Raw genomic sequence first — 19,938 nt, forward strand, 5'->3', positions numbered from 1 at the left:
AGCCGTGTGTGCTCGGCTTGTCCTGGGTCGATGGCGGAGGGCTGGAGTCTCTCCTCAATACCCGACCGGGAGGCACCCTCGTACGGCCGGCACGTCGGCGACGGACTGGCACTCGTGGCCGTGGTGCTTGGCTCATGCACTGGGGCCCAGTGCTTCCTGACACGCCCTCCGGGCCCAATCCGGTCGCACCACGCACAGGCTGGAGGTACGGTGCTCCCGACAAGGGCCACCGCTCTTGTCGGGATCTCTAGGGTTGCGGCTCTAGGGGAGAAGGGGGCAGATATGCCTAGGTTTGTGCATGTGCCAACGGAGGCCACGACTCACCTCATCCGCCAAGCCTACGAGGCGGGCGGGCCCTACCAGTGGGCGCGCGAGGCGTGGAAGAACTCCGAGGAAAGCGGCGCTTCGATCATCCACTTTGGGATCGAAGAACAGGCTGCGGAACGACAGGGCGTTCTCCGACGCACGATCATGGACAACGGCGCCGGGATGCAGCCGAACGACCTCAAGGTGTTCCTCACGACGTTTGGTGGCGGAGGTAAGCCCATCGGGGTCGATGGCAACTTCGGACAGGGTTTCAAATCCTCTGTCTTGCCGTGGAACCCGTACGGCGTGGTCGTCATCAGCTATACAGCGGAGGCGCCGGACGGCGCGATGCTGTGGATCTACCGCGACAGCGATGGCAACTACGCCCTCAAGGAATGGTCGGCCGAGGACGAGAACGGTGAGTTCGTCAGCCTCACCGACGTGGTTCAGCCGTTCGTGGATGAGGAGCATGGCTGTGACTGGAGCCGCATCCGCCCCCGATGGATGGCAACTGGAACCATCATGGTGTTGCTGGGGTCGTCCTCGGACACCGACACGTGGATGGGAGACCAGGACCCCTCCCGCAAGGAGTCGGTTGACGACCTCATTCGGTACCTGAACAGCCGGCTGATTGAGGTGCCGAAGCGGGAAGGTGCACCCATCGAAACCACGGTCGTAGACCTGTACGCCAAGAAGAGCGTTGGCCGCAGGGACACCCAGGACAAGACCGTGAACCTCCCCGATGGTAAAGCCATGGTTTGGCGCCCTCGGCGCGTCTACGGTCTGCGGCACTACATCCCGGATGTCGCCCTGACGGGCACGGTCACCGTCGATGGACATGGAACCCAAGTGGACTGGTTCTATGTTCCCGAGCCGGATGAGCCTGTCGGTGGTACGTCCGACTACATCGTCCAACGACCAATCGCGGTCGTGGACTACCAGGGTGAGGCCTACCACGCGGACCGGAACAAGAGCCGTTACCGCCTGTTCGGCATCACTGACGAGATCATGGGCCGTACCTGGTTGATCGTGCGTCCGCCGGTTTACAGCGACAGTCAGCCCACCCGATGGGGTGTGATCACGCAGGCATCGCGCCACATCCTTTTCGGCAAGGGCGGCTTGGAGTTGCCTTGGGAAGAGTGGGGAGACGCCTTCTTCGAGAACTTCCCCGAGGAATTGACCAAGGCACAACAACAGGCCCGCGCTCGGGACACCAAGCAGACGGATCCGTCGATGGCCAAGAACCTCGCACGAATCCTGGATCGGCTGAACCCCCGCTTCAAAGCGTCCAGGGTTCTCAGTTCGGCAATGGGTAAGGTCCTCGGGAACCCCAGTGGATCGTTCGCTGGCTCTCCTGGATCACGTGGTCCGCGGCCCGCTGGTGGAACGGGACGGCCTGGCGGGACAGGTGGAACGTCCGGGCCCCGGCACATCCTTGTGCCTACGACGGCTGGGTCGACGCAGGGTTCGCCTTCGCGGGTGCGGGGCGGGTACCCAGCCTTCGACTGGAAGCGGTTTGACCCCGACGAGAGCAAGTACCTGGCGCAGTACGTACGCAACGACACACGCACCATTGAGGGGACGGAGTACCGAGGCGTTGTCTACCTCAACTCCGCTCACCCGATGTTCGTCCAGGAGTTCACCTACTGGGCCGACCAGATCTGGCCCAAGGCCGATCCAGCGAAGGTGCAGGAGTTGGTGCAGCGTGTTTACGGCGAAGAGGCGGTCGCGCACGTAGTTCATGCACAACGGCTGAACGGAACCCTCGTAGGCAAGACAGAAGACGATGAGCCGATTCACATTGGTGAAGAAGACGTGCGGGAGCTCTTGGAGCCCGCCGCCCTATCCGCATCGCTGCTGGGCCTCGTCAACGTTGAGCAGCGCATTCTGACTCAGGGTGGGGGGCAGTTCGGCCGGCGCGCAGACGCGTAGGAAGCACGGCCAATACCGAAGCGCGAGGCAGAGCCGTCGACTAGCGCAAGTCGGCGGCTCTGCCGGGTCTTACGGACGCTTTGGTCGAGTTGTTGTTTCGGGTGGCGGGTCTCCACTGCGAATCGTCCGTCTAGCGGGTCTCCTTCGACCTCGAACCGGCGAGGTGAGGTGGCGGCTCTGGCGTCGAGGGACGGAAGTGGACACTAGCGTCGAGATTATTTCCCCAGCGTCGCGCTGCAAGACCTTTGACGACTCCACCAGCGAGACGACGAGTGCGAGCAGTGCCAGGCCCGTCCCGACTCCTGACATCACTAGCTGACATCAGCGCGGGCGGGACGCAGGCGGCGTTGGACGTTCGGCGGTAGCAGGAAAGCGCTCTTGAGCCAGCCCCGCAAAATCCGTCCGATCGAACTTACAAAGAAGATGTCGGCGGTTCGAGGGCGTCCGCGCCCGCCAACTGAAACGCCCACGCAGCAAGCCGCTAGGGGGCGTTGATGGTAGTAGGTGGCGGCAGTTGACTGAGCGTATCGCGCTGCGCTGTGTGGAAACCCCCCTGCGTGTTCAATGCACGGCTGCGCTCCGCTCCGTCGGGCGCACTACCGTTCATCCGCCGCTGTCCTGTTCTCCGCCGCGCAGACGCAACAACGCCTGAACCACCATCTCTGCGGCTACGGCTGGGTCCTCGTGCTCCCACACCCTGATAACTGTCCAGCCGGCCGCACGTAGGAGCTCATTCGTGTGGGCATCACGGGCTTGATTCTCTTCAAGCTTGGCAGCCCAAGCTGCGGCGTTCGTCTTCGCTGGCCGTAGATGCTGGGGGCACCCATGCCAGAAGCAACCGTCTACGAAGACGGCAAGCCTGTCCTTGGGAAATATAACGTCCGCCCGGCGCCGTACGCCTGGGAGCGGGCTTGCATCCACGCGATACCGCAGGCCATTCGCGTGAAGCAGGGAGCGCAAGGCGAGTTCCGGCTTGGTATCCCTGCTGCGATTCGCGCGCATCACGGCGCGGACCTCACGAGATGACGCTTTGGACTCGGGTGGCAAGGGCTCCTCAGTGAGCAGACCCCGCTCCCAAGCGCGTTGCCATGCCAGACGCAGGTTTGCCTGCCGGGTGTTTCCAGATACTTCGCCGAGATAGATCTCCGGCGACTTGCCCTCGTGGGACCATCGGAGGACGGCACGAATCCTTCTGGTTCTCTTGTACAGCCTGAGTGCAACCGAAGCCCTGGCGAATTGCCCATCCCCCAAGGCGACCATTCGTCGATGCCGGCCTCCGGCCGCCCTGTCTTGCTCCGTTACGGGGGAGACGCCTTTGACGTGCTTGTAGGCCCGTTCAGGAGGCAGTTTCTCGTTCCATGTGCTGCGGCGTTCCTCCATGTCGCTGTTCAGTGCCCCGAGTTACTAAGCCCGTCTGCGACGGCCTTCGCGAAGAATTCACCGAGAGTGACAGGCACGGCATTTCCCAACTGCCGCATCTTTTCTCCGCGCGGGCCGACACCGTGCCACTCGTCCGGGAACGTCATCACCCGAGCTGTCTCACGCACCGTCATGTACCGATGCTTGTAGCGCCAACCATCATCGGTGCTGGAGTCAGGTTCCCGTTCGTCTAGGAGCATCACCGACTCCCCGCCTGGCACACCGTGAACTCCTGCCTTGACCGTTTTGGCGGGACGGTCGAGCTCGTTGGGCGTGTGTCCCTTGTAGATGCGAGCATCCGGCCAACCGATGTGATCGGCAATGCCCAGATGTTGGGCCTGCTCAGTCTTGCGATCGAGCTTTCCGAGGTCGACCGGCGGAAGGGCGGGCAGCGGCACATCGCTTCCATGCCCCTGGATGGCGTCGCGAAGCGTTCGCCATGGGGCGCAGTCGTCTTCCTCGATGATGCGCGGAAGGTTGGCTCGGACACGCTCGCGAACATGACTCGGGACACTGGAGTGACGACGCCAGTACTCGCCGTCTTCGTCCTTCATCGAACGAAAGAGAGCAGCGGATGAGTACTGCGGTGTCTTAACGTACTTTTCGAAAGCGTCGACGTCGACGTCCAGATCGGCTCGGAATCCGATCAATACAACTCGGTGGCGGATTTGCGGTACGCCGTAGTTAGCGGCATTTACGGATACTTGGACTACTCGATAACGCTGGTCATCTCTATCGTTATCCGGACGCTGCTTCAGGAGACGCTCAAGCTGGGCGTTATGGATCTGCCATTCATCGCTGTCATCTCGCTCAACGAATGGGAGTTCCAGCTCTCGCTGGATGTACTGAAAGTAGTCACTAAAGGATGGGCGAAGCAGGCCGCGTACGTTTTCGCAGATAATGGCTTTGGGCTGCATCTCACGTACCGCTTTAAACATGGCGGGGAACATGTTCCGCTTGTCTTCGTCCCCCTTGGCGACGCCGCCAGCACTGAACGGCTGACAGGGCGGGCCTCCGGCCAGGACGTCCACTTGCCCACGAAGTGCGCTGAGGTCTAGATCTCGCACATCGCCTGCGTACAGCGGTGCAGGTTCGCCGGGATCCGGGGCAACCGGCTTCCTGTCCTCTGTGCGTGCGATGCCGTCGACACCGAGTGTTTTTGTCGCGCTCGCTTCGAGTGTCTCGCAAGCGCGAGGGTTGAACTCATTGAACAGGAGCGGGCGAAAGCCGGCCTGATGGACTGCCATGGCCAGACCGCCACCACCCGCGAACAGCTCGACGCTGGTGCGGCTACGTGTGGCGTCTTTGCGCTGCTCAACCATGGCGGGAGCATACCGCGGAGTAGAAGATCTTTGAGGCGACTTGGCCAAACCGGGAAGCTCTTGATCATGCAGGGGCGTACGGTTCGCCTGGTCAAGCGGTCGTATGAGAGTTGGGACACAGGTGACGCAGCAGTCCGAGTTGGATGGTGGAGCTTCGCATCGAGCAGACTTCAGGCTGAGCATCACGCGAGCCTTGAAGGACCAACTGGCCCAAGCCCTCGATGATCTGGAGCCGGCGCCCCTCTCGATGGGGGCTCTTGAGGAGCTTGAACGGCGTGGGGGGATCTACCAGTTGCACCACGGCGAGCGATTCGTCTACGTGGGCAAGGCCGATAAGAACCTTCCGCAGCGCATAGGGAAGCACCTTCGGAAGATCTCCGGACGGAATAACATTTCTGTTGGCGAGATGCGATTCGCCTGTTTGTATGTTGATGAGGACTTTCCCGCAGTGGCGCCGGAGAGGCTCTTGATCGCGAAGTATCGGGAGAAAGGTGAGATTCCATGGAATACCAATGGCTTTGGTAATAATGACCCTGGGCGTCGGCGAGATGACACCGTAATCAAGGTAAATCATTTCGATGTTCGGCATCCGATCGATCTGGACCGGGTGATCCCTGGAGTTAAGTCCGGGGCTACGTCACTTCGTCAACTTCTCGCGGATGTCAAGAAGCAGTTGCCGTACAACTTCCGCTATGCGATAAAAGCCCTGGGGGCGATGGGCGACAGGGAAGTCGGCGTGCCCGAGGGGGAGCTAACTGCTGGTGATCTTTTCTCGCTCATCGGTGAGACGCTGACCGAGCAGTGGCAGATCGCTGTGTTGCATGGGTACGCGATTATGTACCCAGAGGGTGAACGTAACTATCCCAGTGCCTGGCGGTACTACCGCATGGGACAAGTGGTCGATGTTGATCCTGAGATCGACCAGGAGCACGCAGAGATCATCGAAGAGGATGATGCCGAGGAGGGGTAGCCATCTAGGGGGTTGCAGGGCGGCGCGTAGTCAGGATTACGACGCAGTCATGCACCAAACGAGCGATTGTGGGCACTCCGCCATCACGGTAGGTTCCGGCGTACGGAGTGGTTTCGGGGTAGAGGGGGGCGGGATGTCTGGATACGGCCGCGCGGAGAATGAGTGGGACTCGCTGGTAAGCACCGGGCGAGACTTCCTTGTCGAACGAGCGAAGCTTGGCAAGGTCACCTCATACACGGAGCTCAACGTCACTTTGGCAAGGCGAACCGGCTTTCGAGCCTTCGACTTCGAGCGTGCTGACGAGCGGGCCGCCATGGGGCATCTACTGGGTCTGATCGTGGAGCGAGATCAGGCGAGCGCTCCCTCCGACCCTCCTCTCATGCTCTCAGCCCTGGTGAACTATTTGGATGCCAACGACGCCGGCCCAGGCTTCTATCAGTTGGCCAAGGAGCTCCAGCTTCTGCCCATGAGTGCATCGAAGGACGAGAAGTTTGCCTTCTGGATCAAGCAAATGAAGCGGCTCTACGAGCGCCACGGGGCTCGCTCCGCCGTGGCATGACGTGGGGCCGCGAGAACCGTGCTGACATCCAACGCTGCTGTGCCAGATCCGTGCCAGAACGAGCAGTCAGCCACGGTCAATAGGGGTGTGAGTCGGGGAAGGTAGGCGCTGACAGGCTTGGCGCTGCTCTACGGCGGTTGACCAGCTAAGACCGTTTCGTGGTCGGCACCAGGCTTACAAAGCAGATGTCGGCGGTTCGAAACCGTCCGCGCCCACCAGCCAGAACGCCCCCGCAGCGAGCCGCTGCGGGGGCGTTGACGGTAGCCGGTGACGGCAGTTGCTCCTCGGCCGGTGGCTACGACGAGGCTTGTCGCGCACAGATCTCCTAGCGACCTAGCCCCTTGCACCAGGGGAGGGATTAGGAATCTATGACCCTCGGACAGTGGAAACTGACTGTTCAGCAAGCCGCAGTATTGTATTGAGCAGGCGAGATGTACTGGAATGGGGATTCCAGTGGATGGCATCAAATGGCTTGATTGACTCGTCCTGTAGGTCAATTAGCGTATCTTGATCATTCTCGGTGAACGGCTTACGTGTCACTAGCAGGATTGCATCAAATTTGCGTCCACTGACGGCTTCGGCGAGGCGGTGGATGGTGGGGCGGCGTAGAGCCCCGGGAGTGCGATTTATCATCACCCCAACCACCGCAGAGCCAACTCGAACTGCTAGGTCGACGTGTGCAAATTCCTGAGAGTACTCGATCAGTTCGCCGACGGGGAAATGTCTTTGCAGCTCGGATACGACCGCATTTCGGAACCCTTCTCCGGAGATATTGGGTACAGATAGGTCCACCACCTGCCTGACGGTCTTGTCGGAAACCGGCTTATGCAGTACTTTCCCTGCTCGCTGAACAAAGAAGGAAAGGGGCTGCTGGTAGTATGGAACGCCAGCTGAGTCCCGCATTTCTCGAATGAGCTCGATGCGCGGACCTATCGTCTTTCCTCCGTGGCGCCTGTACCAGTCATCCTTCACGTCGTCTGTTATCAGCAGGGTAGGTGACTTGGTAAGCTTGGCCTGATCGATAAGCTGCAGCCAGAGTATCCCGTCACCGTAGGCATTGTCCGGCTTATCTTCGTCCTGCAAGCCGGGTGGGACTCCCTCTGCATAGCGCAGTTTTACTGCTTCTGACGTCTCTCGATGGATCTCCGGGGAGGGGCATGTCCCTATGCGGGATTCCAACAGGACCTCCCATTTACTCAGGATTTTGTCATTACGCAAAGAGTCTTCCAGTTTTGAATCCCTTCCTTTCTGTAGGGTGTGGATCGTGGAGATTACTTGGTCGATTCCGTTCAGAATACTTGCGGCGTCCGGTGCAGTAACGACTGGATGTCCGGTGATGCTCTTGAGGTGGTCTTCGATCTTTCTGCGAGCTGCAACGAGGGGTGATTCGAGGGACTGGTATACCTTGTCTTCCCCTGCCATTACTGCAGGTCGATTCTTGAAGAATTCATAACCCGCTTGATAGGGAACCCAGAGTCGGTCCTTGAGCTGGGTCAGGATGTCAAAAATCTGCTTGCGGGCGTCGCTGTCAACTCTATACGGAGCGAGGAGGACATTTGCGTCCAGGGCGATCATCCCTCTCTCTAGAAATTCCGAGTATTCCGCATCGGAAGGTGAGTAGTACTCGCTGAATGTTTCCTTCACTTGGGCCTCCGGAGTCGGGATTAATGAGGGTACCCGGCTTGCGGGTGACACCGTAGGCATTCAGGAAAAAAGGCCGAAGTGGTCGTCTAGTCGTGGACCGCTCTACGAATGAGGCCGCCTTCTCAGCGAGTGTGAGTGCAACCCGCTGCCGTGTCCGCCCCAAAGTTGGCTTCGGGGCGGACACGGCAAGGTTCAGAGAGGGCGTCGGGCTGGCCGTCGTAGGAGCCGGTCCATGTTCTCCATGGCCTCCCGCCTGTTGTCATCTGACACGTGGGTGTAGATGTTCATCGTGACGGCGATCTGGGAGTGGCCCAGAATCTCCATCACGACGCGCGCCGGCACACCAGCGGCGAACAGGAGCGTGGCGCATCCGTGCCGAGCGTCATGCAGGCGAATGCGACGGAGCCCCGCGTCCTCCGTGATGCGCTCGAACGACCGGCTGAGGTTCCTCGGCTCGATCGTTCGCCCGGTCCTGGTCGTGAACACGTAGTCGCTGTCATGCCAGGCCTGCCCCGCGTCGTGGCGCTGCGTGGCTTGACGGAGACGCTGCCAGCGCAGCGGTGCCACGCACATGAGCGGTACGGGGATGGCGCGCGTGCGGCGGTTCTTCGTGGAGTCCGCATACAGCTCCTTCTGCACCCGCTGGATCTGATTCCGCACGGTGAGCGTGCGGCGTTCCAGGTCGATGTCTGACCAGCGGAGTCCGAGGACCTCCCCCCGCCGTAGCCCCAAAGCCACGGCGAGAACGAAGGCCGCGTACAGCGGATCCTTCCTTGCAGCCTCCAGGAATGTCGTCGTCTCCTCCAGATCCCACGGCTTCAGCTCTCGTGACTGAACACGAGGGGCCGGAACGAGCATGACCACGTTTCTGGTGATCAGCTCCTCCCGGCATGCGGCCGTAAGAGCGCTGCGGAGAACGCGGTGAGACTCCTTGGCTGTCGCAGCCGACGCCTGTGCCGTCACGGCTGTGAGCATGCGGCGCACGTCGGCGGCCCCAAGGGTCTCCAGGCGTTTGGAGCCGATGTGCGGGACCAGGTAGCGGCGCACGTGCGTCTCGTACTTGGCGTACGTCGTCTTTTTGCGGTCGTCCCTGACGAACTCCTCCAGCCAGTAGGGCAGCCACTCAGAGAGCTTGGCGGAGCGGGTGGGCGTCGGGACGCCTTGCCGGTCACGTAGGACCAGCTCCTGCCGCTTGGTGTCGCACTCGTCCCAGGTGCTGCCGTAGACGGTCTTGCGCTTGCGCGTGCCGTCCGGCTGGGGGACGTAGACGCGCGCCTCGTAACGGCCGTCTTTGCGCTGCCAGATGCTGCCGGCGCCGTTCGGATTCCTCTTGCGTGCCATTAGGCAGCCTCTTTCAACTGGTGCTCAATGAAGGTGCGGAGAGCGTCGGCGGGCACCCTGCGGCAGCGCCCGATCTTGATGCTGGCGAGTTCGCGCGAACGGATGAGGTCGTAGACCTTGAAGCGGCTGAGACGCAGCGCGCGCATGACTTCGGGGACCGTCAATGCCTCGGGGGTGCCGGACAGAGAGTTGGACACCGGGGCTCCTCGTTTCGTCCGGGCTGCGGGAGAGTCGGGCCACATTGCGTTGAGTCGCGACTCATCGCGACTCAAGGCGGGTCGGAGGGGGCTTGAGTCGCGATGAGTCACGACTCAGCCGAATGTGATTCGGACGTGCGGAGGGTGATCCCGTTGTATGTGGCCACCTGCTCGCCGGACGGGGCGCGGGGGCGGGTCCGGTTGAGCTGGGGGATGAGGGAGAGGAGGTTGCGGCCGAAGACTTGCTTCGTGCCGGCGCGTACGCCGTTGTCCTCGGCCCACTCGCGCCAGACGGTCCACAGGTCGTCGACGGGGACGGTGCACGCGGGCCCGGTGGTGCAGCGTTCGCGGACGAACGCGGAAGTGGGGGAGGCAGTGTCGCGCATGGTGGTGACCGCGTCGCGGCTGGACACCGGTTCCGTGATCCGGCGCGTCTGCTGGAGTCGGGCGAGGCCGTCCAGCGCCCAGTTGAGGATGCCGGGCATCTCCGCGGTGAGGCGGTCGGTGAGGGTGGGGTCTTCCTTGCCCAGCCAGGACACGCGCATGCTGAGCAGGACGAACCGGTTGGCGATGACGCCGGAGGAGTCGCCGAAGTGCGGCAGTTCGTTGGACAGGATCATCAGCCGGGAGGGCAGCTTGCCGGTCCACTGCTCGCGGTACTTGCGGTCCACGTCGATGGTGTCGTCGCCGGAGATGGTCAGCAGCCGTTCCACGACCTGGCTGTTGTCGTTGCCGGAGAGTCGGGCGTCGGAGATGATCGCCAGCGACTTGCCGACCAGGGTGGCCAGGCCGAAGTTCGTGCCCAGTCCGGCCAGCGTCGGCCCGGCGAGGTTCTCCTTGCCGACCAGCGCCTTGAGGACTCGCGCGATGGTGCCCTTTCCTGAGCGGGAGGGGCCGACCATGAGCAGGATCTTCTGGAGATCGGTGCGGCCGGACAGGACGTAGCCGAACCATTCCTGGAGTGCGGTGATGGCGTCGGGATCGTCGGGCCAGACCTGGGACAGGAAGCGTTCCCATGTGGGTGCGGTGGCGTCCGGGTCGTAGTCGAAGGGGACGGACACGAGGTTGAAGAAGCCGGGTGTGTGGGCTCGCAGGGCGCGGTCCCGGATCCTGAGCAGGCCGTTCGCGCACGCCACGATCGGACCGTCGTCCGGCTCGCTCACCTCGGCACCGTCGAGCCATGCGGGGACGTCGGTGTCGGTGGGCAGCAGGGTGACCGCTCCGAGGGCGTCCAGCAGGTTGCTGATCTTCGGTTTCGTGGGCGCCCAGTCCCGTTCCTCGGTCGCACCCTCCTTGCCAGGTACTCGGAAGACGGCGTGCTCAAGGCGCTCGTACATGCCCTTGCGTACTTGGGCTTCGTCGATCTCGCGCCAGCACGTGCCGGTCCAGCGCATCCATGAGGCGCGCCACCGGCGGCAGACGAGCTTGCCGTCCTCGGTCTGCCAGTCGGGCAGCAGACGTCGGGCGACGGCCATGGGGTGGGACGGCGGCGGCAGTTCCTCGGTCGGGCTCATGCGGCGCGCCTCCTCTCGGCACGAAGCGAGGCGGTGGTAGTAGCGGTGTGTGGGCACTGGCCGACGCGCACGCGGGTGGTCAGTTCGGTGACGGCCTTGCGGCCGCGGGCTCGCTCGAAGTGCCCGCAGGCACAGAGCCAGTCCGCTACGGGGATCTCGTACCGGTCCAGGCCATGCAGGCTCAGACCGGGCTGGATGCCGGTCACGGTGACCGTGCGCGGGTCAGGGCGAACAGCAGTAAGGACGCCCTGACGGGCGACGTCTTTCGCGCCCACGGCCGTCCGCAGCGATGCCTGTACGGCGCCGCGCGGGTCGTGGGCGGTCACGAGACCCGCCCCACGGCCTGCGGGCCGTACAGGCCGTTGGTGACGGCCCTGGCCGCGTACGGCTCGGGGACACCGACGGAGACGGCGGTGGCGATGAGCTGCTCTCCGAGGACGTCCAGGGCGCAAGGCCCGGGGCAGCCGGTGTGCTGCTTGGCGAGGAACTGGGCAACGCCGAACGTCTGCGACCCTGCGCCGGATTCGGTGCGGGCCCGGATCAGGGCCAGGCCGCGTTCCAGGCCGGTGCGGACGTAGCGGGCGGTGTGGCGGCAGCCGGTGGCCACGCTGCGGTCCCACTCGGCTCGCCGGACGACAGAAGAGACCACCTCGCCCCGGGCGGGGGTGGTCTCTTCCCTCTCCATCAAAACGCGGACGGCCGACGGCAGGCGGGTCATGGTGCCGCTGCCGGGCCCGAGCCAACGCGCGTACTGCATGAGCGACTTGATGTCGACGCCGGGCCGTACCGCGTTCGCGGACCGCATGGCACCGAGGTAGACCCAGTGCTCCCCACGGGTGGTGGGCACTGTCCGGGTGGCGGGCAGGCTCTGCCTGGCCCATGCGGTGGCGTCGGCGTTGTCGAGGTCCACGACGGTCAGTCCGGCCCCGCCGGGGTGGTAGGCGATGGCATGAGCCTGCTCCCACGTCCGCGTCCACTCGGGGGAGGTGAGGGTGGCGGTGTCGGTGGTGGCGGCTGCCCAGCCGTGGCAGGCATCGGGGCATGAGCAGTGTCCGGCGCTCTTCATGTTGGGGCGTCCGCCGCAGGCGTTGCCGGTGCACCGAATGCAGTTGCCGAACGGGAGCTTTCCCGCCCGCAGGGGCAGTACGGGAACGCCGGCCGCCGCGAGGTGGAGAGCGGTCAGGAGTAACGGGATCGGGTGGCCCGGTACTCGCCGGATCGGGGCAGGTTGGGTCATGCTGGGTGTCTCCAGTTCTCTGATGAGGACGGCTGGACGACGGCGGCCCCAGGTTCATTGGCGTGAGACGGGGGCCGCCCGTCGGTCATGAAGTCTTCGGGCCGCGCGGGCGGCTCGGGGTGTGGGTGGTCGTGGTGGAGGGTCGGCTGCCGCTCTCGGTGTTCCAGCGGCCGGGCCCCGAACCGCACGGCATCGCGGGGCTGCTGCTGGTGGGCCTGTTGTGCTTTCCTCGGCTGTCGCTCATCTCGGCCCTTCCTGACCGGTCGTGGTGCGAGGCGGGAGGGGGCGCCGTTCCTCGGAGGTGGTCAGCCGTGGAAGTGGTTGCGCTTGATCACGGCCTTGCGGATATTCACCGTCGTGGCGCCGCGCTCTCCTCCGGTGGTGAGGACCTGTACGGCGATGAAGCCGCCGAAGATGACGGCGGCCAGGATGATGAGCTGCTGGACCAGGGCGGCGAGTGCGGCGATGAACGTGGTCAGCAGGACCAGCCCGCCACAGACCGCGGCGAACCCGATTCCACCGATCGCGATGTTCACCGCCGTACGCGACACGAGCGGCTTGGCCGTGACCGGCTCGGGCTGGCTGTGGTCGATGGCGTAGCCGGTGATGACCCGCCCGTCCGGCAGCACGATCGATGTCACGGCCGGGACCGGTCCGGGCTGTACCGGGACGACCGGGGCGGCCGGGGCGGCCGGGTAGGGCGTGATCGGGGTGGGCTGGTGGATGGTCACGGCCTGCTCGGCGGGCCGGTGGCTGGTGTTCTCGGGGAACATGCGGAATCCCTTCCTCTACACGGTCAGGGAGGCGGAAGCACCCCCTGCCGGGAGTGCTGTGAAGGGGGTGCGGGGGTGTTGAGCTGGGCGACTCCCTGACTCCCTGAACATCATTTGCGCAGGTCAAGTCCAGGGAGGCGGGTCAGGGAGGCGGTTAGGGAGTTCTCCCTCCCTCCCTGACCCGCCCCGGGCTGGCTTCCTGTGATCAGGAAGCGGAAGCGGAACCGTCGGCGTCCCGGTTGGCGAGGGCGCGGGCGATGCGCTCGCGGCCGACGACCATCCGGCCGTCGGACTTGTAGGGCTCGGCGGCGGTGCCGTCCAGGACGCGCTTGAGGTCGGCGTGCGTCCAGTCGCCGTAGGCGTCCTCGGACAGCACGGCGAGGCGCTGCAGCACGTCCTGGGTGAGGACGCGCTTCGTGTCGCCGATGACGGCCGCGATGTCCGCGAGCGGGTCCCGCTCCTCGTCGCGCTCGATGACGTGCAGCGTGGTGACCCCGTCGCGCATCGCCTTGGCGCGGGCGGTGATGAGGGCGGCTTCGTCGGTGTCGATGAAGTGGGTCCGCACGGTGATGGACGCCTGGCCGGCCGGGATCGCGATGCCGTCGGAAGCGACGACGAGCGTGCCCTTGTCGAGCCCCGGGCGGAGCAGGTTGGGTGCGGCGCCACCGTCGACGGCCTTGTCACCGAGGGCCATGCGGGCCTGCGACTCGGTGCCGAGCGCGAGGGACGCGCGGGTGTGGGCGCCCTCGCGGACCAGCTTGGGAAGGTTCTGGTCGGTCGGGTCCTGCGTGCCCTGCCACAACGTGACGTTGACCGCCCGGCCCTGGTTGTGAATCTTCCGCGAGGCCATGAAGTACCGGGAGGTCGCCTTGGACCCGCCGTAGGGGCGCTTCTTCTCGTCCACGGTCGGGCACATGAATGCCACCTGCGCTTCGTCGACCAGCAGCACGAGCGGCGGGAACACGGTCCCGGGCGGGGCCTGCAACCGGCGTTCCATCTCGGACACGCCGTCTTCGAGCATCTCGGTCGCTTCGACGACGTGGCCGTCGGTCGGGCCCTGAATGAGCACGGTGGCCAGGCCGTCGAACATGGCCCAGTCCCCGGCGCCCTTGAGGTCGGCGATGCGGAACTCCACCGTCTTGTCGAGCGCGAGCCACAGCGCGAGGGCGCGCAGGGCTGCGGTCTTGCCCTGGTTGGACAGGCCGGTGATCAGGAGGTGGCGCTGGTAGAGGCTCAGGGCCGCCGCGTCGCCGCGCAGGTCCTGGCCCCACGGTGCCTTGCCAGTCTTGTAGTTCGCGGTGAGGTCCTGGTCGGTGGTCAGCGGGGACGGGCCGATCGGCTCGTCCAGCGCGCCACTGTCCGCGACCCAGAGCCGGACGGTGCGGGCGGCCTGCGGGATGGTGATGAACACCTCGTGCTCATGCCGGGCCAGGTTCTCGGCAAGCTTCCGCCGCTTGTTCTGCACCTCGTTGGTGGAGACCCCGGACGGCAGCGTGACGTCCACCTCGACACCACATCCGGCGATGCGGATCGGGCCCAGCATGCTCGCGCCGGCGTCGCCCATCTCCTTGATGGCGTTGCGTAACGGGGCGATGCCGAGGTTGCGCAGGGCTAGGACGACGATGGACGGGGTGATCGGCTCCCCCTCCCCGGACCGGATGTTGGCGGGCAGGGCCCATTGGGGTGCGGCCTGCTGGTTCTTGCCGACGGCCCACAGTCCGAGCAGGACGGCCCACGGGCCGATCGTGATCAGGGGCCCCCAGGTCACGGTGATGATGAAGACGATCCAGCGGACCAGCTCGATCAGCGCCATCGTGGGGGCGCCGATGTTGGTCCAGTCCTTGGTGCCGACGGCGAGCATGATGCCCAGCAGCAAGAGACCGCCCGCCCCGATCCCAGCCCCGGCGGCGATGCCCTTTGCGGCGTCCATGGGGGCGGTGAGCAGGTCCATGCGGCGCCGGTGGCGCTCCTGGCGGAAGCGCTGCCCGCGCTCTTCCCACTCGGCGGCGGCCTCCATGTTGCCCGCGGCTTCCGCCGCGCGCAGGAGACGTTCGTAGCGGGAGGCGGTGCGGCTCTCCCACGTGCGGCGGGCCACGATCCTGGTTCCGCCCACGACGTAGAGGCCGTGGCGGGCCGCCGCGCGGCACACGGTCGTGGTGGTGTCGTGGGTGGCCAACGTGCGGATAGCCCGCCCGGAACGCACCCACAGGGGCACAGGCGCCGTCACGGCGGCCGGGACTGCTACAGCAGCCGTGAGGACGTCCGAGGGCTCTATGGGGGCGGGGGTGGTCTTCTCGAAGAGGGGAACGACGTTGTCGCTCATGACGGAACGACTCCTGACTGCCCCTACCTTGGGGCGAGGAAGGCGGAAGGTGTGGGGGTGGGGTCAGGCTGCGGCGGCGGGAACGAGGCGACCGGCGAGGTACTCGGAGCCGTACGCCTCCTTCTCGTCGGCCTCCAACAGCCGGTCCAGCTCACGGCTCTGGCGGCGCGACAGACGCTCGACACCAAGGTCGTGGCGCATGCCTGCGATCAGCCGGTCGCGGACGCCCTTACGGCTGGTCTGCATGGCGTGGACCAGCTCGTGCACGAGCGTGATCGCGAAGACGGCTTCGTTGGGGTGCTGGTCGACGTTGATGACGACCAGCACCCCGCCGTCGGCGAGCGGGATGGACCGCCCGGCAATGTCCCGGGCGTACCGCTTCGCGGACCGCAGGGCACGGGCCTGGACCCGCTTGTCGGTGCACCCGGCGGTCTCGCACTCGGCAGCCGTGGTCACCTCGGCGAGGTTCCGCTCACCGGTGAGGACGACCTTCACGTCGGGCATCCGCCCGGCCACCGACCGGCCCACGACCCTGACGGCCTGTTCGCTCAGGCGCTTGGCGGTGCGCAGGGTGGATCCGTAGCCGAAGAGCTTGTGTGTGCTGACGTCCAGCTTCACTACAACTCCGTCTCGTTGCCGCAGCTCAGGCGGCAGTCTCAAGGTCCGAGCAGGGCACGCACATGCCGAGCGAGCGCGGGATGCAGTACCCGGCATCGCGACGGCAGTTGGGGCAGGTCCGCCGGGCCCGCATGGCCGCTTCCAGGGCGGCCATGCGGGCGGGCGTCATCGGCCGTACGGGCTTTGCCTGGTCGATGCGGTAGAGGTAGGCGACCAGCGGGCCCCGCCGGCGCCGGGGGCGTTCGAGCTGCGCGGCCACCTCCTGCCCGCCGGGCCGCAGCCCCATCGCACGGAGCTGACGGCGGGTGGCCAGCCCATCCGGGGCCAGGCGCCACCGGTAGACGTGGATGGCGGCCATTACGCGGCCACCTCCAGTTCGCTGGGGTGGGGCGCGGGGCGGGCGAACTGGAGGAGCCGGATGTCGACGGGCACCGTGGGCGGTCCCCAGTTGTCCGCGATGAAGTCGCGGCCGATGTGCTCGGTGTAGGCGGGTGGGATCGCCTCGGTGAGTTCCTCGTGCACGTCAGTCCAGGTGATGCCCATGGCCTGCTGCATCTCGGTGACGCTGCCCTTGCCACCGCCCTTGCCGTACGCGGCGATGTACGGGCCGTCACGCCACACCCCGTGGCGCCAGCCCCGCACCGGACCACGGTGCGGCTTGTGCGGGGCCGGGCGAGGGGTCCAGTACGGCCCGAGTTCGAAGTACCGATGCCGGAGCACCGACAGCCCGAACATCTCCCCGCACAGCAGCAGATCCTTGCGGAGCTTGGCGCCCTGGACGTTCTCGATGACGTACGGGACGCCGTACCACTCACAGACCTCCCGCACCTGCGGAATCAGGTCCAGGTGGGTACGGCGGCCTCGGTTGGTCCCCTTCGTCAACGCGCACGACGCCTGACACGGGGGCGAGTAGTGGACCAGGTCGAATTCCTGGCACATCTCCCGGGCCGCATCCAGGGCGTCGCCCTGGACGAAGCGGAACGGGTAGGCGGGTCGGGGGACGATGTCGACACCGACCACGTCGAACCCGGCCCGGTAGTACCCCATCGACGCGCCACCCGCGCAGCAGAACAGATCGAGCACCCGTGGCCGGCGCATCACGCGGCCACGCGCTTCCACGCGGCCCGCAACCGGACCTCGGACGCGGAGTGCCCGGCGGTGCGGAAGCGGGCGGCCATCTCCCGGTAGGACAGGGCCGGAGTCTCGCTGTGCCGGATCCGGTCGACGACCGCGTCCAGCGCCTCATCGGTGAGCGCGCCCGCAGACTCCAGGGCGAACGCGGACACCGGTTCGGTGGGGCCCCAGATGGGGAGCTCCCAGTGGGGTGTGACGCCGGGCGTGACGCGGCTCGTCACGCTGGTCAGCGCCCGTCCGGTGTCCTCACCCTCCCGCGCCGTCTCCAGCGTCGACCACGCCTTGGAGAGGGTGTCGGCGGTACGGGCCTGTACGTGTGCGACGCGGGCACCGGCCTGCGTCACGGCCGTCAACCTTGTCTCCTCCGTGGCTGCTTCGGCCCGCAGGCGGGCGCGGGCCACGGCGGCTTCGTCGCGGGCTTCCTGCTGGATCCCCCGGATCGCGTCCAGGGCTTCACCGGTGAGCGCGGTCCGCTCCCACAGACCGTGAACCAGCCACAGAGCTTTGGCTGCGATCGGCAGCCACGCGACGGCCAGCCACGCACCGGAAGACTCTTCGGTGAGGGCGTGGGCGATCAGGACACCGGTCGCGATCAGGCCGAAGGACCAGCCGACGACGGCGACCGGGGTGGAGTGGTCACCCTGCGCGGCCAGGCGGCGTTCGTAGGCGAGGGTGGCGAGCCATCCGCCGTCGATCCCGAGACCGACGACCAACGCGACCGGCCACGGCATCGCCGTGCCCAGCCACATCACCACCACGGCCAAAGTCAGGACCATGGAGACCGCGGTCATGCCGACGGCGGGCAGTACGGTCTTGGCGTTCACGCAGCACCGCCCGTTTCGTAGAGGAACCGGAAGAGAGCGAGCTGCAACTCCACCCAGTCCAGACCGGTGGGCTCGGGGTAGCCGTGCCGAACGAGCACGTCCGCCACGTCGATGGACAGGCCCCGGGTGAACCGGGCATCGTCCTCAGGCTGCGGACTGAGGGGGAAGGAGCGGTCACTCATGCCGCACCGCCCGGCTGCACCGTGCCGGCGCGGTTGGTCAGGTCGCGGCGCGCGGCCAGGACCCGGTGACGGGCCCGGCGAACCCGGCGGGTGTCCAGCTCGTTCGCCGGCCGGTCGATGGTCATGATCTGCGCGTCCAGCAGGGCGACCTCCGCCCGGATGAGCGGCATCTCCCGGTCGATCGCGTCCAGCTCGGCGGCCGACGGCTCGAAGTCGAGCGAGGCGGCCGTAACAAGGGGCTGAAGTGCAACGATGGTCTTCATGGGTCGTTTTCTCCTCACGGTGGGACGGCCCATAGAGAGGCCCCGGTGTGTCCGCACCGGGGCCTCGCGCCGTCTGGGTCGTTCGTGGGCTACGAGCGACCACGGCGTCCCGGCACCGCAGCCCGCCGAAGAGGCAGGCCCGAATGCCGGGCACCGTGAGCGCTGGTGCTTCGGTTCTCCTGATGTCGCGCGGCGCTGCTCGTTCCGGGGAGGTCCGATATCCCGGAAGTCGTCGCAGTTTCGAAGGTGTGCCGTGCGGTTCTTAGAGCCGATGGCGTTCCCCGGTCAGGGGGGTGTGGGCCCCGGTGTGAAGGGGGCCGGTTCTCGATCGGCTGGTCTCCACTCACCCCGGCCGGTGTGGTCACGGCTGTACTGACGCGGTGGATCACGCTGTTGAGTTTTGGCGTGACGGAATCGGCCCACTCCGGAGATTCCGGATCGGGCGATGGCCACACCAAGAGACTGGACCGGTGGACCGGTCCAGTCAAGCGTTGAATCCGTACGCCGTCGCGTCGTCGAGATGAAAAGACCAGGTGGAGAGTGCTTTTGAGGCAACAAAAAAAGCTGAACCGGTGGACCGGTCCAGCCGTCTCTGTGTCTCGCGGCGCGTCTACATGGCGTAGGTGTCCACCTGCTCGAAGAACGACGACGGTGTTACGCCCTCCTCGCAGACCAGCGGCTCTCCCTGTTCGTCATACGCCGTGTGCAGAAGCACAGCCACCGGTGCCCCCTGCGGCACCTTCAAGCGGTCTGCCTCCGTCTCCGACGCAAGCCGCACGGTGGTGACGTCTACACCTTCGGCAGGGCCTCGCCCAGTCTGGCGCCGGACGTACCGCGTTGTGCCTTCGGCGATCGGGTTGGTGTCGGCAAGGCGTGGTGCCACCTCCGCGACATCCGGGGGGAACCACGCCTCAACGCAGCTATTCGGGGTTCCGTCCGGGAGCTGGAGGACTCGAACACGCCGAAGCGCCTTAGCCCCGGGGGAGAGGCGGAGGGCGGCGGCGACGTGGGTGGGGGGTTCCGCCCAGTCAGGCGTACCGATGCGCAGGAACGGCATGCCGCCCAGGATGCGAGCCGACCCCGCGCGGCGAGCGCCGGCAGGGCGTGCCACGGGCGTTTCCGTGACGACGAACCCGGTTCCCTGCTTGGCCACGACTACGCCGTCAGCCCGCAGCACGTCGACGGCCTTGATGGCGGTTGCCCGTGACACATCCCACTGCTCGGCCAGCTCGCGGCCCGACGGGATCGTCTCCCCCGGACCGGGGTCACCGGCGGCGATGCGGGCGCGCAGGAACTCTGCGATCTCTTCGTACTTCAGGACTGCCATGGTTTCCCCTAATTCCTGCGCTGGACTGGTCCACCGGTACACACGATACTGCG

At 65.8% G+C, this 19,938-nt stretch carries 20 protein-coding genes; 3 read left to right on the forward strand and 17 right to left on the reverse strand.

The window, feature by feature from the left end; genetic code table 11:
- The first annotated feature begins 300 nt into the window (after positions 1-300).
- Positions 301-2,238, forward strand: coding sequence for a hypothetical protein (locus ACIRD8_RS01270; protein WP_403984741.1), 1,938 nt, complete (start codon positions 301-303; stop codon positions 2,236-2,238).
- Positions 2,239-2,841: 603 nt separating this feature from the next.
- On the opposite strand, the gene ACIRD8_RS01275 is transcribed toward ACIRD8_RS01270, so the two are convergent.
- Both ACIRD8_RS01275 and ACIRD8_RS01280 read right to left on the reverse strand, forming a co-directional pair.
- Positions 2,842-3,618, reverse strand: coding sequence for a very short patch repair endonuclease (locus ACIRD8_RS01275; protein ID WP_403984743.1), 777 nt, complete (start codon positions 3,616-3,618; stop codon positions 2,842-2,844).
- Positions 3,619-3,626: 8 nt separating this feature from the next.
- Positions 3,627-4,979 (reverse strand): DNA cytosine methyltransferase, encoded by a 1,353-nt coding sequence (locus ACIRD8_RS01280; RefSeq protein ID WP_403984745.1) that lies wholly within the window; start codon positions 4,977-4,979, stop codon positions 3,627-3,629.
- 121 nt (positions 4,980-5,100) lie between these two features.
- Here ACIRD8_RS01280 and ACIRD8_RS01285 point away from each other — a divergent pair, with 121 nt between their 5' ends.
- Both ACIRD8_RS01285 and ACIRD8_RS01290 read left to right on the forward strand, forming a co-directional pair.
- Positions 5,101-5,949 carry a GIY-YIG nuclease family protein gene (locus ACIRD8_RS01285; RefSeq protein WP_403984747.1) on the forward strand — a complete coding sequence of 283 codons (849 nt, stop codon included), beginning with the start codon at positions 5,101-5,103 and terminating at the stop codon, positions 5,947-5,949.
- Between the two features lie 133 nt (positions 5,950-6,082).
- Positions 6,083-6,508 carry a hypothetical protein gene (locus ACIRD8_RS01290; protein ID WP_403984749.1) on the forward strand — a complete coding sequence of 142 codons (426 nt, stop codon included), beginning with the start codon at positions 6,083-6,085 and terminating at the stop codon, positions 6,506-6,508.
- Positions 6,509-6,874: 366 nt separating this feature from the next.
- On the opposite strand, the gene ACIRD8_RS01295 is transcribed toward ACIRD8_RS01290, so the two are convergent.
- From ACIRD8_RS01295 to ACIRD8_RS01365, 15 genes are all read right to left on the reverse strand, one after another.
- On the reverse strand, positions 6,875-8,152 hold the full coding sequence (locus ACIRD8_RS01295) for a PIN-like domain-containing protein (RefSeq protein WP_403984751.1): 1,278 nt from the start codon (positions 8,150-8,152) through the stop codon (positions 6,875-6,877).
- Positions 8,153-8,344: 192 nt separating this feature from the next.
- Entirely contained in the window at positions 8,345-9,493 is a 1,149-nt protein-coding gene (locus ACIRD8_RS01300; protein ID WP_403984753.1) for a tyrosine-type recombinase/integrase, read from the reverse strand.
- Entirely contained in the window at positions 9,493-9,690 is a 198-nt protein-coding gene (locus tag ACIRD8_RS01305; protein WP_403984755.1) for a helix-turn-helix domain-containing protein, read from the reverse strand. Before ACIRD8_RS01305 ends, ACIRD8_RS01300 begins: the two co-directional genes overlap by 1 nt.
- Before the next feature lie 107 nt (positions 9,691-9,797).
- Positions 9,798-11,204: a phage/plasmid primase, P4 family gene (locus ACIRD8_RS01310; RefSeq protein WP_403984757.1), complete on the reverse strand. Its 1,407-nt coding sequence runs from the start codon at positions 11,202-11,204 to the stop codon at positions 9,798-9,800.
- A complete protein-coding gene (locus ACIRD8_RS01315; protein ID WP_403984759.1) occupies positions 11,201-11,530 on the reverse strand; it encodes a hypothetical protein in 330 nt (109 codons plus the stop codon). The genes ACIRD8_RS01310 and ACIRD8_RS01315 overlap by 4 nt, the downstream gene beginning before the upstream one ends.
- Complete coding sequence (locus ACIRD8_RS01320) at positions 11,527-12,441, reverse strand: bifunctional DNA primase/polymerase (RefSeq protein WP_403984761.1); 915 nt, start codon at positions 12,439-12,441, stop codon at positions 11,527-11,529. Before ACIRD8_RS01320 ends, ACIRD8_RS01315 begins: the two co-directional genes overlap by 4 nt.
- A 305-nt stretch (positions 12,442-12,746) precedes the next feature.
- The gene (locus tag ACIRD8_RS01325) at positions 12,747-13,214 is read right to left on the reverse strand and encodes a hypothetical protein (protein WP_403984763.1); all 468 of its coding nucleotides are present in this window, start codon (positions 13,212-13,214) and stop codon (positions 12,747-12,749) included.
- Between the two features lie 205 nt (positions 13,215-13,419).
- A complete protein-coding gene (locus ACIRD8_RS01330; RefSeq protein WP_403984765.1) occupies positions 13,420-15,537 on the reverse strand; it encodes an ATP-binding protein in 2,118 nt (705 codons plus the stop codon).
- 63 nt (positions 15,538-15,600) lie between these two features.
- Complete coding sequence (locus tag ACIRD8_RS01335; RefSeq protein WP_403984767.1) at positions 15,601-16,155, reverse strand: hypothetical protein; 555 nt, start codon at positions 16,153-16,155, stop codon at positions 15,601-15,603.
- Between the two features lie 25 nt (positions 16,156-16,180).
- Positions 16,181-16,513, reverse strand: coding sequence for an RRQRL motif-containing zinc-binding protein (locus tag ACIRD8_RS01340; RefSeq protein ID WP_403984769.1), 333 nt, complete (start codon positions 16,511-16,513; stop codon positions 16,181-16,183).
- Entirely contained in the window at positions 16,513-17,253 is a 741-nt protein-coding gene (locus ACIRD8_RS01345; RefSeq protein WP_403985609.1) for a DNA methylase, read from the reverse strand. The genes ACIRD8_RS01340 and ACIRD8_RS01345 overlap by 1 nt, the downstream gene beginning before the upstream one ends.
- Positions 17,253-18,113: a protein spdB gene (locus ACIRD8_RS01350; protein WP_403984771.1), complete on the reverse strand. Its 861-nt coding sequence runs from the start codon at positions 18,111-18,113 to the stop codon at positions 17,253-17,255. Before ACIRD8_RS01350 ends, ACIRD8_RS01345 begins: the two co-directional genes overlap by 1 nt.
- Entirely contained in the window at positions 18,110-18,295 is a 186-nt protein-coding gene (locus tag ACIRD8_RS01355) for a hypothetical protein (protein ID WP_403984773.1), read from the reverse strand. The genes ACIRD8_RS01350 and ACIRD8_RS01355 overlap by 4 nt, the downstream gene beginning before the upstream one ends.
- A complete protein-coding gene (locus ACIRD8_RS01360) occupies positions 18,292-18,558 on the reverse strand; it encodes a DUF6284 family protein (RefSeq protein ID WP_403984775.1) in 267 nt (88 codons plus the stop codon). The genes ACIRD8_RS01355 and ACIRD8_RS01360 overlap by 4 nt, the downstream gene beginning before the upstream one ends.
- A gap of 610 nt (positions 18,559-19,168) precedes the next feature.
- Positions 19,169-19,885 carry a GntR family transcriptional regulator gene (locus ACIRD8_RS01365; RefSeq protein ID WP_403984777.1) on the reverse strand — a complete coding sequence of 239 codons (717 nt, stop codon included), beginning with the start codon at positions 19,883-19,885 and terminating at the stop codon, positions 19,169-19,171.
- Between the last annotated feature and the right edge of the window lie 53 nt (positions 19,886-19,938).

It is taken from the genome of Streptomyces sp. NPDC102451 (assembly GCF_044765485.1).
In the GTDB taxonomy this organism is placed as follows: Bacteria; Actinomycetota; Actinomycetes; order Streptomycetales; family Streptomycetaceae; genus Streptomyces.

What these genes read in the sequence shown, in the direction of transcription:
- ACIRD8_RS01340 (WP_403984769.1), bottom strand. Translation starts at nt 16,513, where the DNA reads ATGGCCGCCATCCACGTCTACCGGTGGCGCCTGGCCCCGGATGGGCTG.
- ACIRD8_RS01345 (WP_403985609.1), bottom strand. Translation starts at nt 17,253, where the DNA reads ATGCGCCGGCCACGGGTGCTCGATCTGTTCTGCTGCGCGGGTGGCGCG.
- ACIRD8_RS01275 (WP_403984743.1), bottom strand. Translation starts at nt 3,618, where the DNA reads ATGGAGGAACGCCGCAGCACATGGAACGAGAAACTGCCTCCTGAACGG.
- ACIRD8_RS01355 (WP_403984773.1), bottom strand. Translation starts at nt 18,295, where the DNA reads ATGAGTGACCGCTCCTTCCCCCTCAGTCCGCAGCCTGAGGACGATGCC.
- ACIRD8_RS01325 (WP_403984763.1), bottom strand. Translation starts at nt 13,214, where the DNA reads ATGTTCCCCGAGAACACCAGCCACCGGCCCGCCGAGCAGGCCGTGACC.
- ACIRD8_RS01360 (WP_403984775.1), bottom strand. Translation starts at nt 18,558, where the DNA reads ATGAAGACCATCGTTGCACTTCAGCCCCTTGTTACGGCCGCCTCGCTC.
- ACIRD8_RS01330 (WP_403984765.1), bottom strand. Translation starts at nt 15,537, where the DNA reads ATGAGCGACAACGTCGTTCCCCTCTTCGAGAAGACCACCCCCGCCCCC.
- ACIRD8_RS01310 (WP_403984757.1), bottom strand. Translation starts at nt 11,204, where the DNA reads ATGAGCCCGACCGAGGAACTGCCGCCGCCGTCCCACCCCATGGCCGTC.
- ACIRD8_RS01320 (WP_403984761.1), bottom strand. Translation starts at nt 12,441, where the DNA reads ATGACCCAACCTGCCCCGATCCGGCGAGTACCGGGCCACCCGATCCCG.
- ACIRD8_RS01365 (WP_403984777.1), bottom strand. Translation starts at nt 19,885, where the DNA reads ATGGCAGTCCTGAAGTACGAAGAGATCGCAGAGTTCCTGCGCGCCCGC.
- ACIRD8_RS01300 (WP_403984753.1), bottom strand. Translation starts at nt 9,493, where the DNA reads ATGGCACGCAAGAGGAATCCGAACGGCGCCGGCAGCATCTGGCAGCGC.
- ACIRD8_RS01290 (WP_403984749.1), top strand. Translation starts at nt 6,083, where the DNA reads ATGTCTGGATACGGCCGCGCGGAGAATGAGTGGGACTCGCTGGTAAGC.
- ACIRD8_RS01280 (WP_403984745.1), bottom strand. Translation starts at nt 4,979, where the DNA reads ATGGTTGAGCAGCGCAAAGACGCCACACGTAGCCGCACCAGCGTCGAG.